The sequence below is a fragment of the uncultured Dokdonia sp. genome (genome assembly GCF_937910895.1).
Lineage (GTDB): Bacteria > Bacteroidota > Bacteroidia > Flavobacteriales > Flavobacteriaceae > Dokdonia.
Genome location: NZ_CALEMI010000021.1, coordinates 1 through 14293 on the forward strand (window position 1 = coordinate 1; position 14293 = coordinate 14293).

At 38.2% G+C, this 14293-nt stretch carries 10 protein-coding genes; 8 read left to right on the forward strand and 2 right to left on the reverse strand.

Translation table 11 applies throughout. The features are described 5' to 3' along the window. The first annotated feature begins 115 nt into the window (after nt 1–115). The 8 genes from Q0505_RS02290 to Q0505_RS02325 all read left to right on the forward strand — a co-directional run bounded on the left by Q0505_RS02290 (nt 116) and on the right by Q0505_RS02325 (nt 8312). Nucleotides 116–1228 carry a Gfo/Idh/MocA family oxidoreductase gene (locus tag Q0505_RS02290; RefSeq protein WP_299208322.1) on the forward strand — a complete coding sequence of 371 codons (1113 nt, stop codon included), beginning with the start codon at nt 116–118 and terminating at the stop codon, nt 1226–1228. Between the two features lie 153 nt (nt 1229–1381). Beyond that, entirely contained in the window at nt 1382–1858 is a 477-nt protein-coding gene (locus Q0505_RS02295) for an SRPBCC family protein (RefSeq protein ID WP_299208324.1), read from the forward strand. A gap of 18 nt (nt 1859–1876) precedes the next feature. Continuing rightward, on the forward strand, nt 1877–2575 hold the full coding sequence (locus Q0505_RS02300; protein WP_299208326.1) for an SDR family oxidoreductase: 699 nt from the start codon (nt 1877–1879) through the stop codon (nt 2573–2575). Nucleotides 2576–2751: 176 nt separating this feature from the next. Continuing rightward, entirely contained in the window at nt 2752–4059 is a 1308-nt protein-coding gene (locus tag Q0505_RS02305) for a deoxyribodipyrimidine photo-lyase (protein WP_299208328.1), read from the forward strand. Between the two features lie 88 nt (nt 4060–4147). Continuing rightward, on the forward strand, nt 4148–5578 hold the full coding sequence (locus tag Q0505_RS02310; protein ID WP_299208330.1) for an amidohydrolase: 1431 nt from the start codon (nt 4148–4150) through the stop codon (nt 5576–5578). Between the two features lie 41 nt (nt 5579–5619). Next, nucleotides 5620–7341, forward strand: a complete 1722-nt coding sequence (locus Q0505_RS02315; RefSeq protein ID WP_299208332.1) for an FG-GAP-like repeat-containing protein — start codon at nt 5620–5622, stop codon at nt 7339–7341. Further along, complete coding sequence (locus tag Q0505_RS02320; protein ID WP_299208334.1) at nt 7342–7806, forward strand: VOC family protein; 465 nt, start codon at nt 7342–7344, stop codon at nt 7804–7806. Nucleotides 7807–7817: 11 nt separating this feature from the next. Beyond that, nucleotides 7818–8312, forward strand: coding sequence for a hypothetical protein (locus Q0505_RS02325; RefSeq protein ID WP_299208336.1), 495 nt, complete (start codon nt 7818–7820; stop codon nt 8310–8312). Nucleotides 8313–8477: 165 nt separating this feature from the next. Here the strand turns inward: Q0505_RS02325 and Q0505_RS02330 are convergent, their stop codons facing one another. Both Q0505_RS02330 and Q0505_RS02335 read right to left on the reverse strand, forming a co-directional pair. Further along, the gene (locus Q0505_RS02330; protein WP_299208338.1) at nt 8478–11969 is read right to left on the reverse strand and encodes a choice-of-anchor Q domain-containing protein; all 3492 of its coding nucleotides are present in this window, start codon (nt 11967–11969) and stop codon (nt 8478–8480) included. Between the two features lie 430 nt (nt 11970–12399). After that, nucleotides 12400–14157 carry an FG-GAP-like repeat-containing protein gene (locus Q0505_RS02335; RefSeq protein WP_299208364.1) on the reverse strand — a complete coding sequence of 586 codons (1758 nt, stop codon included), beginning with the start codon at nt 14155–14157 and terminating at the stop codon, nt 12400–12402. Between the last annotated feature and the right edge of the window lie 136 nt (nt 14158–14293).

Genomic DNA, 14293 nt, shown 5'->3' on the forward strand with positions numbered 1-14293 from the left:
AAGCGTCTGAGGACATAGAATTTTTTAAAGCAAAGTTGTCTCAAATTTAGATACCCCACAACTTTTTGTGTTGAGCCAAAATACCTAACTTTCTGATGATTTTTAATCGAATAGGATGAATAGAAGAACCTTTAACACCAAACTATCCAAAGCCGTCGGTGGTATCGCTTTACTAAGTAATATCCCACTAGCGTGCGCCTTTGAAGCTAACAAGAACAAGAAAAGTCTGGGTATAGCCTTGGTAGGTCTCGGCACCTATAGTACGTATGAGTTAGCTCCTTCCCTTCTAGAAACCAAACACTGTCATCTCGCAGGAATTGTGACAGGAACTCCTGAAAAAGAAAAGATCTGGGCAGAAAAATACAACATCCCAAAAGAGAATATATACAACTATGACACCTTTGATACCATCGCTACCAATGATGCGATAGACATTGTGTATGTCGTATTACCCAACGCCATGCACGCCGATTTTTGTATCCGAGCGGCAAAAGTTGGAAAGCATGTGATTTGTGAAAAACCAATGGCAGTAAGTGTTGCCGAATGTCAGTCTATTATTGACGCTTGCGCGAAAGCTGACGTAAAATTAAGCGTTGGGTACCGATTACATTCAGAACCCTATACGCAAGAAATACAACGCATTGTCAAAGAAAAACCATTTGGAAAGGTACAGTATATCAGTACCGGGGCGGGATATCCTTCTTATGGAAATCCAAACCCTGATCAGTGGCGTCTTAATAAAGCATTATCTGGAGGCGGGGCGTTGATGAATATGGGCGTATATGCCATACAAGGCGCTATTTATGGAACTGGCGAACTCCCAATCTCTGTAACCGCACAAGAATTTAGTACCAAACCAGACTATTTTAAAGATACCGACGAGACAATCACTGCTCAATTTGAATTTCCAAGCGGTGCCATGGGTTCTATATTTACATCCCACAACGCCAAAGCAGATCGACTATATGCCTCTTGCGATAAAGGCTGGTATGAGTTAGATATTGCTTTCTCCTACGGTCCGTTACACGGACGCACCTCCAATGGAAACGAAATCTCATTTCCTCATAAAAGACAACAAGCGTTACAAATGGATGATTTTGCATTGCATATTACTCAAGGACTTCCCAACAAAGCACCTGGTAGTATGGGACTGAGAGATCTCAAAATCGTAGAAACCATTTATCAATCTATTAAAGAAGGCGGCCGTAAAATAGTATTGAGTTTATAACCGCTACTACCATAAATCGCACATGTATAATATGTGTTAGCTTATAGATAAGCTAACACATAGATACAAGATATTAAAATTTAATTTTTGTTTAACCAAATATGTTTTAATCTTAAACAAAATAATGATACTTTTATATCCTCAATGTAGTTTATGAAAATATATACGTTACACACAAAACAAAATCTACCTATCTCTTTAGATCAAGCATGGCAATTGCTTTCTGATCCAAAAAATCTAAAGACCATTACTCCAGATTATATGGGATTTGAGATTTTATCAGGCGCAGATAGACCGATGTATCCAGGACAGATTATTCAATATATTGTGACTCCCGTACTAGGTATAAAAACAAAATGGGTAACAGAAATCACACACGTTCGAGATCATGAGTATTTTGTAGATGAGCAACGTTTTGGTCCTTATGCACTATGGCATCACAAACATTTTATCAAAGAAATTCCTGGCGGTGTAGAGATGGAAGATATTGTAGACTATAAAGTCCCTCTTGGGATTTTAGGACAACTCGCTCATCCTTTTCTTGTTAAGCCTAAACTCAATGAGATTTTTGAATATCGAAAAAAGAAATTAATAGAATTGTTTGGTGAATACAAAGCACCAACCTCATAAATAATAACACAAAAAAATATGTCAAAAAATATACTTTTAATAGGTGGTAGCCATGGGATCGGTTTTGAAATTGCTAGAAAACTACACACAAAATATACCCTCTATGTAGCTTCAAGAACCAATGAAAACTTAGGAAACTTAGAAGTCAACTACATTCCGTATGATGCAGAAAAAGACGAACTAGATTTGAACGCATTACCAGATCACTTGGACGGATTCGTATATTGTCCAGGTACGATCAACTTGAAGCCTTTCAAAATGCTTTCTACAGATACGTTTAGAGATGATATGGAACTTAACTTCTTCAGTATGATCAAGGCGTTACATCAAGTAATGGATCATCTTAAAAAATCAGAACAAGCAAGTATTGTCTTTTTTAGCACCGTTGCTGTAAAAGTAGGAATGCCATTTCATACGAGTGTCGCTGCTGCAAAAGGAGCGATAGAAGGTTTTGCAAAAGCGCTTGCTGCTGAGTATGCCCCAAAGCTGCGTGTTAATGTCATTGCGCCCTCGCTTACAGATACACCGCTTGCAAAACGTCTTTTAAGCAATGATAAGAAAAAAGAAATGATGGATGCCAGACACCCTATGAAACGTGTAGGTACCGTAGAAGATATTTCTAATGTGGCTTCTTTTTTACTGAGTGATGAGAGTAGTTGGATTACAGGTCAGGTATTGGGTGTAGATGGTGGTATGAGTACATTAAATGTAAACTAATATGGCTAAGTACGCTTTCGCGAAAGCGTATAATACCATAAAAACAAGAAGATGTTTATCTTAAAAAATAATGAGATCTTTACGTTGAAATAATTTAGATTTCTATAGTAGAAAAATGAGATTTCCGCCAGAGTTTATGCTGAGCATTATCGAAGTGTGGGAATGAAAATATATGTATGAAAAAAGTAGCTATTTTCTGGTTTAGACGTGACTTACGTTGGTATGATAACGTAGGATTATATGAAGCATTACAAGGAGAGTTTCCTGTACTTCCTATTTTTATTTTTGATAAAGATATTCTTGACAAACTCCCTGAGGACGACGCAAGAGTCACTTTTATTTTTGAGACATTACAAGAAATGCGTAGTGAGATACAAGAAAAGCACAGCAGCTCTCTAGCCATGTATCATGACACTCCTGAAAACGTGTTTGAAAGTCTAGTGGAAGAATATGATATAGCGGCAGTCTTTACAAACCGTGACTATGAACCTTACGCAAAAGAGAGGGATGAGAAGATTGCATCATTTTTGGAGGATAAAGATATTGCCTTTAACACGTTTAAAGATCAAGTAATATTTGAAAAAGAGGAGGTGGTAAAAAATGACGGAGATCCCTATGTGGTGTATACGCCTTATAAAAATAAATGGAAAGAACATTTTGATGCTGATAAAAATCTTACGGTGCATTATTCACACAAAAGCTTGCAAAATCTGATAGAGCATACACGTCTTCCTAATGTAACGTTGAGTGATATGGGCTTTAAAAAGTCTAGTATTGAAGTTCCAGATTATACAGTAACGGAGCATCTTATTGCAAATTATGAAGATACTCGTAATTTTCCTGCTAAAAAGCATGGAACTTCCAGACTAGGACCTCATCTTCGATTTGGTACGGTAAGCGTTCGTAAAATGGTTAAAAAAGCCATCGCAGAAGAGAATGAAGTTTTCTGGAGCGAATTGATATGGCGGGAGTTTTTTATGCAGATCCTTTGGCATTTTCCACATACAAAAGACAAAGCATTTAGAGCCAAATACGACCGTATTGAATGGCGCAACAATGAAGAGGAGTTTGAAAAATGGTGTGAAGGAAATACAGGATATGCGTTTGTAGATGCAGGGATGCGCGAACTCAACAATACAGGTTTTATGCACAATCGCGTACGAATGCTTGTAGCTAGTTTTTTATGTAAACACCTCTTGATCGATTGGCGATGGGGAGAAGCCTATTTCGCTGAAAAGCTACTTGACTATGATATGAGTTCCAACGTTGGTAACTGGCAATGGGCAGCAGGTTCTGGTGTAGATGCTGCTCCGTATTTTAGAATCTTTAACCCTATGACTCAGATTGATAAGTTTGACAAACAAAAAGAATACATCCATAAATGGATTCCCGAACTAGAAGAATCTACCTATCCAGATAAAATAGTTGATCATAAGGAAGCACGAGAACGTTGTTTAAAAGTGTATAAAGAAGCGGTAGGGTAATCATTATTAAGTGAAGTATGGCTATGCCAAATAAATAACTTATGTAACTTTTCCTTATCTTAGAAGCCACTAGTAACACACCGCTTCTATGAAACATGTTTACCTTATCCTATGTGCACTCCTAATTACTTTTGGAGCTACCGCACAAAAACTATCCAAAAACAAAAAAGCCATTATTGCTTCGGTTGAAAAACACGAGCAAGCGCTTATTGAAATTTCAAATAATATCTGGGCACTTGCCGAGACCGCTTTTGAAGAAACCCAATCCAGTAAAATATTGGCAGATTATGCCGAGAAACAAGGCTTTAAAGTAGATCGAGGTGTGGCAGGAATGCCCACGGCTTTTGTCGCTACCTACGGATCTGGAAGTCCTGTCATTAGCGTCTTGGGAGAATTTGATGCCTTGCCAGGTATCTCTCAAAAAGCACAACCGACCAAAGAAGCGCTGAATGATGGTGCTGCTGGACATGGTTGTGGTCATAACCTTTTTGGTGCAGGAAGCCTTGGTGCTGCTATCGCCATTAAAGAACTGATCGAAGCTGGAAAAATAAAAGGGACCGTCAAATTTATGGGAACTCCCTCTGAAGAGAAATTCTTTGGTAAAATATGGATGGTTCGTGAAGGTGTTTGGGACGGCGTAGATGCGAATGTGTCTTGGCATCCATCGGCGGCAACAAAGGCAGATGTACAAAGCTCACTTGCCCTTGTGGATTTTAAAATAGAGTTTTACGGACAAGCAGCTCACGCCAGCGCCGATCCTTGGAATGGTCGTAGTGCTTCAGATGCGTTAGAATTATATACGACTGGAGTCAACTATTACAGAGAGCACGTAAAACCAACCGTGCGTATGCATTATCATATACAAGATGGTGGGCAAGTCGTAAATGTCGTGCCAGATTATGCTCGTTTATGGATGCGTGTACGTGACACCAAACGTGAAGGCATGATGCCTGTCTATGAACGCGTTCAAAAGATGGCAGAAGGTGCTGCAATTATGGCAAATGTAGATTACAAAGTCTCTTTAATTTCTGGTATTTACGAAGTCCTCGTGAATAGAACAGGAAGTGAAGCCATGCAAAAAAACCTAGAATTATTAGGTCCTATTACCTATACTCCAGAAGAAGAAGCTTTTGGAAAAAAGATTCAAGAAGTCACAGGAAAACCACAAGTGGGAATGGATAGTAAAATCAATCCGTTGGAAGATACGAGAGAACATCCTGGTGGCGGAAGTACCGATGTGGGAGATGTGAGTTGGAATGTTCCTAACATCAATTTAGGAGTGACCACCGCACCTAAAGATACCCCTTGGCACTCTTGGGCTGTTGTCGCTTGTGGCGGGATGTCCATCGGTCACAAAGGAATGACGTATGCGAGTAAAGCAATGGGAATGACCATGCTCGATTTATTTGAAAATCCCACCCTTTTACAAGGAGTAAAAGACGAGTATAAAGAGCGTAAAGGCGATACGGTTTATGAAGCCATTGTACCTGCTGGACCACCACCTATCAACGGAAATTAAAAACAAAATTCAGTACTAAAACTATATATAAATCCTATACTATGAAAAGAAAATTATGTTCCCTAGCAGCAATTGTGTTGGTGTCCGCTTTCGCGAAAGCACAAATAACCTTCACAGATGCCACCAACTTACTTGAAAACCAAACCCTCTCTAGCGGCGTTGCTATGGCGGTTACAGATATGAATAATGACAAACTTGATGACATTATTCGAATAGATAATGGCGTAAATCTTCAAATAGAATACCAACAACCCGATGGAAGTTTTGAACGACTCATTATCGGAAATGTGGGAAACCCATGGGGAATGTCAATTGCCGATGTAGATGAAAACGGTTTTAATGATATTATCGTCGGTGGTGCTTACGATGGTGTACGATTTCTAGCAGCTAGTGATGATGGTACCAGCTTTTCCTTAGAAACATTAGGCGGTCCAAATATCTTTGTGCAAAACACCAATTTTGCAGATATTAACAACGATGGCGCTATAGATTTTTTTGCTTGTCATGACGATGGAGTTTCTTCTCCTTATAGAAACAATGGAGCTGGTGACTTTGTTTATGATTTAAGTATGATCAATGCGGTTTCGGCTGGAGATTCTGACAATTCTGGAAACTACGGATCTATTTGGACAGACTATGATAGTGATGGGGATTTAGATCTTTTTATCTCTAAATGTAGATTACAAGCCGCAGGAAATCCTGATGACCCACGTCGCTTAAATGTCTTATACCAAAATGACGGATCAAATAATTTTACAGAAGTAGCCGAAGAGGCTGGTTTACGCCCTAGACGACAAACTTGGTCTACCAACTTTGAAGATATTGATAATGATGGTGATTTTGATGCCGTGATGGTGAATCACGATCTGAGCAGTCAAATTTATGAAAATAATGGTGATGGTACGTTTACAGATATTACGGCAAGTTCTGGAGTCGCTTCTGAGCTCAACTCTTTAGGGCTTGGGATTCAAGTGATGATGGAAGATTTTAATAATGATACGTTTATAGATATCATTTTAACCTCTACAAACCAAAATCATCTACTCTTATTAAATGATGGAGATAATACCTTTACTTCGGTTTCAAATCCATTCGCCACGAGTAATGACGAAATTCAAAGTGCGGCTGTAGGTGATCTTAACAATGACGGTTTTATTGATGTGATTGCTGGATATGCAACAGGATTTAACAATTCTTCTAACGTTGATGATCAGTTATTTATAAATGACGGAAACGACAATAATTGGACTAAGATACATTTAGAAGGTGTTGAGAGTAATGTAAATGGTATCGGAGCTCGTGTAGAAATACAAGGCGCTTGGGGATCTCAAATACGAGAGGTTCGTGCTGGCGAAAGCTACGGAACTCAAAACTCATTAACGTCTCATTTTGGATTAGGAGCCGCAACCAACATAGCAACGATTATTGTTAACTGGCCTTCTGGAATTGTGGATACGATTGAGAATGTAGATAGCAATACAAGTCTTACTATTGTAGAAGGAGAAGGGTTATTAAGTGTAGATAATGTGACGCGTATAGAAGAATTTACGTTATTTCCTAATCCGGCTTCTGCGCAAATTAACTTTACGTTACATCCAGAAGCACAAACGAGTACTATCTTTGTATATGACGTACTAGGAAGACAGGTACTTAGTCAAAATACAAAAGTAACAGGAACACAATCTATAGATATATCAAATCTAAAATCTGGAGTGTATTTTGTTTCTGTTGGCACAACAGTTCAAAAGTTTATTAAAAAATAAATGAAGAAACTATCTATTTTCATCTTGCTCATAAGTGCTGTTTTCACCTCTTATGGGCAAGATAAAAACCCTACCATGAAGTTCTCTATAGATCATTACGCCATTAATGTCACCGACTTACAACGCAGTGTTGATTATTATCAAAACGTCTTTGGGATCAAAGAAATATATAATGGCACGCAACTCGATCATATCAAATGGTTTCGGTTGGGAGAACGTCAAGAACTGCATATTATTAGTGTAGAGGATCTCAAATTAGATATCCCTAAAGGAGTGCATCTGGCATTAACCACAGCAAACCTATCTATGTTTATAGATCACTTGAATAGCTTAAATATTCCTTATTATGATTGGCCAGGGAAAAAGAGTGCTGTTTCTATACGCCCTGACAGTGTAGAACAAGTCTATATTCAAGATCCTGATGGATATTGGATCGAAATAAATGATGGCGAAAAACGATTTTAATATAATCTCTCATGCAACAACAACCTGCTGCAAGTTTTAAAACCTTTTTAAGAACGTTATCCATACTTCATCTTGGGATGATGAGTGGTTTACTAATGCTTTGCATTTTTATATTTGTTTCATCTGAAGAGTCGGGATCGTTGTCGTTTACCCAACAACCATTTGAATTTTTAATTCCAGCATTACTTATTGGAGCAACACTTGTAGGGCGGTTTTTGTTTAAGACAATCCTTCACAAGGATCTTCAAAACAAAACATTACAACAAAAATTAGGCATATATCAAACAGCACATATTATTCGTATTGCTCCTATTGAAGGGATTGGTCTATTTGCTACCGTTACTTATATGACTACTGATAATCTATTTTTCTTAATCATTGCCGCACTAGCCTTAGGAATTCTTTTTACCCTCATCCCAACCAAAGAAAAGATTGAAAATGTGATTCCTATCAATGCGGAAGATCAAGTGTATTTACGGAATCCAGATAAAAGGTTTGAGTCCTAAAAACCTTATCAACAATCTCTCGAATCTAATATGAAATAATGAATAAACCGCTTTCGCGAAAGCGTATACAACCTCCTTAAAATTGATACCTTATACATACTACAAATCAAAAATGGCTACCAACAATAATCGGTAGCCATTTTCTCTATTTAGGTAAGTAAGTTGCTATTTAGAAATAATCAATTTATGGGAAGATGAAGCTTTTCCAGAAACTACATTCACAATATAGATTCCGTTTGCTAAATTCCTCAAATTAACAGGTGTTGTTCCAGCTAGTGTTGTGAAAGTTCGCACTTCCTTTCCAGATCCTATCTCAATAATTGTGATAGTATTTGAGTTCCCTAAAGCTTCTCTAATATCAAGAGTAACCTCTCCTCTAGATGGATTAGGGTATACTAAAACTCCATTTCCGTTTAGAAGGATATCTTCTAGTCCAAGGACTGTCTGAGATTCAAAGGCGCCTATATCACGAATATCATCAAAAACAGCTTGACCAATCTGATCTGCAGATGCATTGTCAGGGTCTCCCGCATTAAATGCTGGAGACTCTTCTAAAAGTGCGTGTGTTAACGTAGTCCCCCCATTATCCTGAAGTGGTCCTACCAGAGGGTCTGCTCCTTCAATGTCATTTGACAGCGGCGTAAAAATACCTTCTGGATCTGAGCCTATAAGATTATAATCTAGGGACGTGATTATTCCTCTAATATCAAAAGGTCCCGAAGGATCCACATTGTTGGCAACTATAGAACTTTTAAGAGATATTCCTGAACCTCCGCCAGAAATCCCGCCATTGAAGTCACTCGCTTCGTTAAATAAAATTGAAGAAGTCGCAATGGTCATAGATCCTGCGTTAAGAATTGCTGCTGAAGCAATGGCAGTATTACTTGATACCGTAGTTCTATTTAGCTCAGATATACCTCCTTCTTCATTATAGATACCACCACCAACTGCGGCGTTATTATTTGTTATAGAAGAAGTCATAATGTTTAAAGTTCCGCCATTATTGAAGATACCTGCCCCTTGTGCAGCTTCATTTGTTTCGATTCTCGAATTTGAGATATCCATAGTTCCTGATCCATTCCATAATCCACCGCCTTCAAGGCTTGCTGTGTTTCCTGAAACTATTCCGCCTACAATCGTACTATTATCACTTCCTGTAATATGTAATCCACCTCCATTTCCAGGGGTAGATCCAGTACTATTACCAGATAAGTCAACATTGGTTAATGCAGTTGTTCCACCTGCTGAAGCAACTTCGATTCCTCCTCCAGCTCTCATCGAACTATTTCCAGAAATCTCAGAATCCGTTACGGAAAGCGTTCCGCTATCATTTAAAATTCCACCACCAGAACCAGAAGCACCATCTGCAACATTATTGGTAATGGTCGCATTTAGAATAGTCAATGTACCTCCATTATTGAAAAGACCACCACCACCTTCATTCGCGGCAGCTCCATTTGCTGTGTTTCCATCTATGGTTGTTCCGTCAATAGTCATGATACCTGAACCATTCCATAATCCACCGCCTTCAAGGCTTGCTGTGTTTCCAGAAACTGTTCCGCCAGTAATCGTACTGTTGTCACTTCCTGTAATATGCAATCCACCTCCATTTCCAGGAGCAGATGCAGTACTATTATTTGTTAAATCTACATTCATTAAAGTAGTTGTACCTCCAGCAGAAGCCACTTCAATTCCTCCTCCAGCTCTCATCGAACTATTTCCAGAAATTTCTGTATCGGTTACGGAAAGAGTTCCGCTATCATTCAAGATTCCTCCCCCAGAACCTGAAGCACCATCTGCAACATTATTAGTAATTGTCGCATTTAGAACCGTTAGTGTCCCTCCATTATTGAAAAGACCTCCACCACCTTCATTAGCGGCTGCTCCACTTGCGGTGTTTCCATCTAAGGTTGTTCCGTCAACCGTCATGGTTCCTACATTATTCCATAATCCACCACCTTCTAAGGCTGCTAGATTTCCAGAGACAGTACCCCCGGTAATAGTTGCACTTGTAGCACCTGATAAGTGAATAGCACCTCCATTTCCAGGATTTGCCATATCTCCTAATCCTATATCAACCCCTGCTGCGTTTCCTGTTAAGGTAACACCTGTAAGAACAAGTGTAGTACCAGAACTATCTTCAATACCTCCTCCTGCTCTACTTGCATAGTTTCCAGAGATCGTAACTCCTGTTGATACCGTTAATGTACCGTCTGTATTATTAAAAATTGCGCCACCTCTACCGCCTGGAGTTGCTCCTATAGCAGTATTAGCTGAAAGTGTTGTAGTCGTATTGACTTCAAGTGTACCTCCATTATTGAAGATACCACCACCACCAGTATTCGATCCGTTGGCGATATTATTTGTGATCATAGTTCCAGAAACAGTCATTGTACCACTTCCATTCCAAAGTCCACCACCTTCAATGGCGGTGTTATTTAGTACGCTTCCTCCTGTAAAGTTCGTATTTCCAGGACCACTTATATGATATGCACCTCCATTACCAGGAACGGCAACATCAATACTGTTTCCCTCTAAAATTACATTTGTAAAAGAATAGGTTTCCCCTGCTGCCGAGCGAACTTCTATTCCTCCTCCAGCTCTATTTGCTGTGTTGTTGCTTATCGTAATTCCGTCTATTGATAAGGTTCCTGGTGTTAAAGAAAAAATACCTCCTCCAGAACCTGCTGTTCCAGTAGCTGTATTATTTGTAACCTCAGATGCACCTGTGACAACAAGACTACCTCCATTATTGAAAATACCTCCGCCGCCATCATCTGCTGCGGCTCCTTGTGCTTCATTACTATCTATCGTTGCATCTGTTATTGTCATCGTACCACTTCCATTCCAAAGCGCTCCACCTTCTCTACTAGCTATATTATTTGTAAATGTGGCGTTTGAGATATTAGAATCTGCTGATCCTGTAATATGAATTGCTCCACCATTTCCAGGGACAGCACCTGTCGTATTTCCATCATAAATTCCGTTTGTGATTGTTAGTGTTTCTGATGAATTTACTTCAATCGCGCCTCCTGCTCTTGCAGCCATGTTGCCTGTAAAGTTACCGCCTGTTACCGAAAGTGTTCCTGCTGTTGCTTGTAAGATAGCTCCACCACTTCCACCATCTGTATTTAATGCTGTATTTGCATTAAAATCAGTTCCGTTGATAACTAGATTTGTAGATTCGCCATAAATAGCACCACCCCCAGCTATACCTGTAGATTCGTTTCCTATAAATTCTGAAGTATTAATTGTAAGCGTTCCTGCATTAATGGCTGCGATAGCGCCTCCATTAAAATCGCTTGATGCGTTTCTAAAAGTAATTCCTGTTATTGTATGAGCTGTCCCATTACTAAATAACATTGATCTAGACGTATCGTTTGCACTTCCATCTATAATGGTTTGTCCAACTCCTGTACCTGTAATCGTAACATCGTCTGTTATACTTAACACTCCAGTTGAAAGATTAATTGTAAAATTCCCTGTGAATGTTACTGTGTTAGGACCAACCGCCATATTAGCGTCTAGTATCGCTTGACGAAGCGAGCCTGGACCACTATCATCGCCATTGGCTACCACAAATTGTCCATAAGACATTGCTGTAACACAGAACGTACAAATCATCAAAAGAAGATTCTTAGTAGTTGTTTTTTTCATAAGTGTATGTTTTAGTTGTTTTTTATTATGAAGTACTATTTATCTATTTTATAGATACTAGTTACCTTACTAAAACACTTACGAAGTATGTAAAGGTTCGGTTTCGTAAAATGAAAAAAATATGCAGATAATTGATAAACAACGCTATAAAAGGCATTCAAACATTCCAAGTAAGGCTGTTTACGCTTTCGCGAAAGCGTACTATTGTATTAAAAAAACAGTATAGTGATACTATTTTCTACCTTTTATAACACTAGCATTTAAGTTAACTGCACATATAGTTATTAGAGTTATATAGTAGGTACGACAAAGACTTTCAATGAAAACATAACTCTTGGAACCATTATCACTTACACAAGAACCTTTTGGGATTTTGATTCCTGTATTATTATTGGTACTACTTAAATAGAAAAGTAATAAGTGTTAGCTATTATTTAATAATCAGTTTTAAAGACTCTATGCTATTTTGAGTGACTACTTTTAAAATATAAAACCCAGAAGATAATCCTTGTACGTTAAATTGAGTAGAAGAACCCTTCATGGAAGCACTTCGTACTTCTTTCCCTGTGGCATCATATAATGTAAGATCTCCTTCTATTGGGTTTTTACTGTTTAAAAAGAAGATTCCATCAGCGTTTACTGGATTAGGAAATAAAGCAAAGTCATTTGTAATAGCCTTTTCTTCGATACCAAGAGCCTCCTGACCTTCAATGATTAATAAAGATGTATTTGCTTCTATATTTTCATAAAAATCTACTTGACCACTTAACCAAGTAACTTCGATAAAATCGATGGTGGTCGCGTCACCCAATCCAAAAAACTCATACGCACTGTTTTGTCCTAAAAATCCTTCACCACAAAGTGTATACTGATATTGCTCCTGACCTCCAGCACTTATACGTATCCAAGAACCGATTCCCATCCGGTTACTCTCTGTACCTTCTAATTTGACTTTTAGCCAATTATTATCTTGTGGCGTTTCATTTTTCCAAACATAAATCTCTTCAAATCCACTATTCATAACAATAATTTCTGGATACCCATCATTATCTACATCGCCTATAGCGTTAGAATAACTAGTACCGTCATCTCCTACAAATCCAGCGGTTTCAGGAATCAAAAAAGTATCATCTCCCTGGTTTTCATAAAAAGCGGCTTCTAGAAAATCACTCTGATCACTTATATTTCCGCTCACATAAAGGTCATGATGTGTATCATTATCTGCATCTAAGAATACCGCTCCCCAGCCTACACTGTCAAAACGAGTTCCGTTTTCTAGGGCAACATTGGTGAAAGTGCCATCCCCATTATTGCGTAAAAATGCATTGCCTACAACGCCATTTTCAGGATCAGTTTCTGGTGGATAAAAATTGGTTACATAAATATCTAACCAACCATCGTTATTGTAATCGTCTATGGTCGTAGACATAGCCCCCATATATAAGTCGGCTCCCGCAGCTACTCCCACACTTTCAAACGTACCATCTCCATTATTTCTGTACAGTAGATTAGGAGTGAAAAATTTATCATTAGCTACATAAATATCCTGAAAACCATCTTTATCATAATCAAAGAAAGCACTACAAAAAGATAAAAAACCAGTAGTATCTAAACCAGCTTCTTCAGTGACATCTGTAAAAGTACCATCGCCATTATTTTTATATAAAAAATTAGCTGTTACTTGGTTAGGGTCTCTAACACTAAGAAATATATCTAAAAAACTATCATTGTTATAATCTCCCCAGGATGCTCCAAAAAATTCTAAAGTGGTTTGTGGAATACCACTACTATCACTCACGTTGGTATATACTCCATCACCATCATTACGATACAGACGACATTTACTATTATCATTTGCTGAGAAAAAATCGGCATCTCCATCATTATCATAATCAACCCAAATCACTTGTTTGGCTCTTGCGCCGCCATTAGAAATTCCTAGATCGTCTTCTACAAAAAAACCTCCTTCATTTCTCAGGAATACGTGGTTATTGTCAAATGAAGAAGCTAGTGTAATATCATCTAAACCATCGCCATTATAATCATAAAAAGAGATACCAGCCCCTAAAACATTTCCTTCGTATACAATATTTGCTCCCAGTGATGAAGATTGGTTTTCAAAAAAAACTTGTCCGTAGGAACTACAAAAGCAGATCAGACTACTAAAAAAGAGTATTAGTTTCTTCATATCGTGGGTTTAAAAAAGGGAAGTTACTAAATTATCTTTGAAATAAGAATAGGCATATTTTTGATTGTTCAACGCACATTTAATTGCTCAAACTCAACAAACTTACTTGCAATTGATTACATAAATTTGACTTGTA

Coding starts and splice junctions, on each gene's coding strand:
- Q0505_RS02290 (WP_299208322.1), top strand. CDS start 116: ATGAATAGAAGAACCTTTAACACCAAACTATCCAAAGCCGTCGGTGGT.
- Q0505_RS02295 (WP_299208324.1), top strand. CDS start 1,382: ATGAAAATATATACGTTACACACAAAACAAAATCTACCTATCTCTTTA.
- Q0505_RS02300 (WP_299208326.1), top strand. CDS start 1,877: ATGTCAAAAAATATACTTTTAATAGGTGGTAGCCATGGGATCGGTTTT.
- Q0505_RS02305 (WP_299208328.1), top strand. CDS start 2,752: ATGAAAAAAGTAGCTATTTTCTGGTTTAGACGTGACTTACGTTGGTAT.
- Q0505_RS02310 (WP_299208330.1), top strand. CDS start 4,148: ATGAAACATGTTTACCTTATCCTATGTGCACTCCTAATTACTTTTGGA.
- Q0505_RS02315 (WP_299208332.1), top strand. CDS start 5,620: ATGAAAAGAAAATTATGTTCCCTAGCAGCAATTGTGTTGGTGTCCGCT.
- Q0505_RS02320 (WP_299208334.1), top strand. CDS start 7,342: ATGAAGAAACTATCTATTTTCATCTTGCTCATAAGTGCTGTTTTCACC.
- Q0505_RS02325 (WP_299208336.1), top strand. CDS start 7,818: ATGCAACAACAACCTGCTGCAAGTTTTAAAACCTTTTTAAGAACGTTA.
- Q0505_RS02330 (WP_299208338.1), bottom strand. CDS start 11,969: ATGAAAAAAACAACTACTAAGAATCTTCTTTTGATGATTTGTACGTTC.
- Q0505_RS02335 (WP_299208364.1), bottom strand. CDS start 14,157: ATGAAGAAACTAATACTCTTTTTTAGTAGTCTGATCTGCTTTTGTAGT.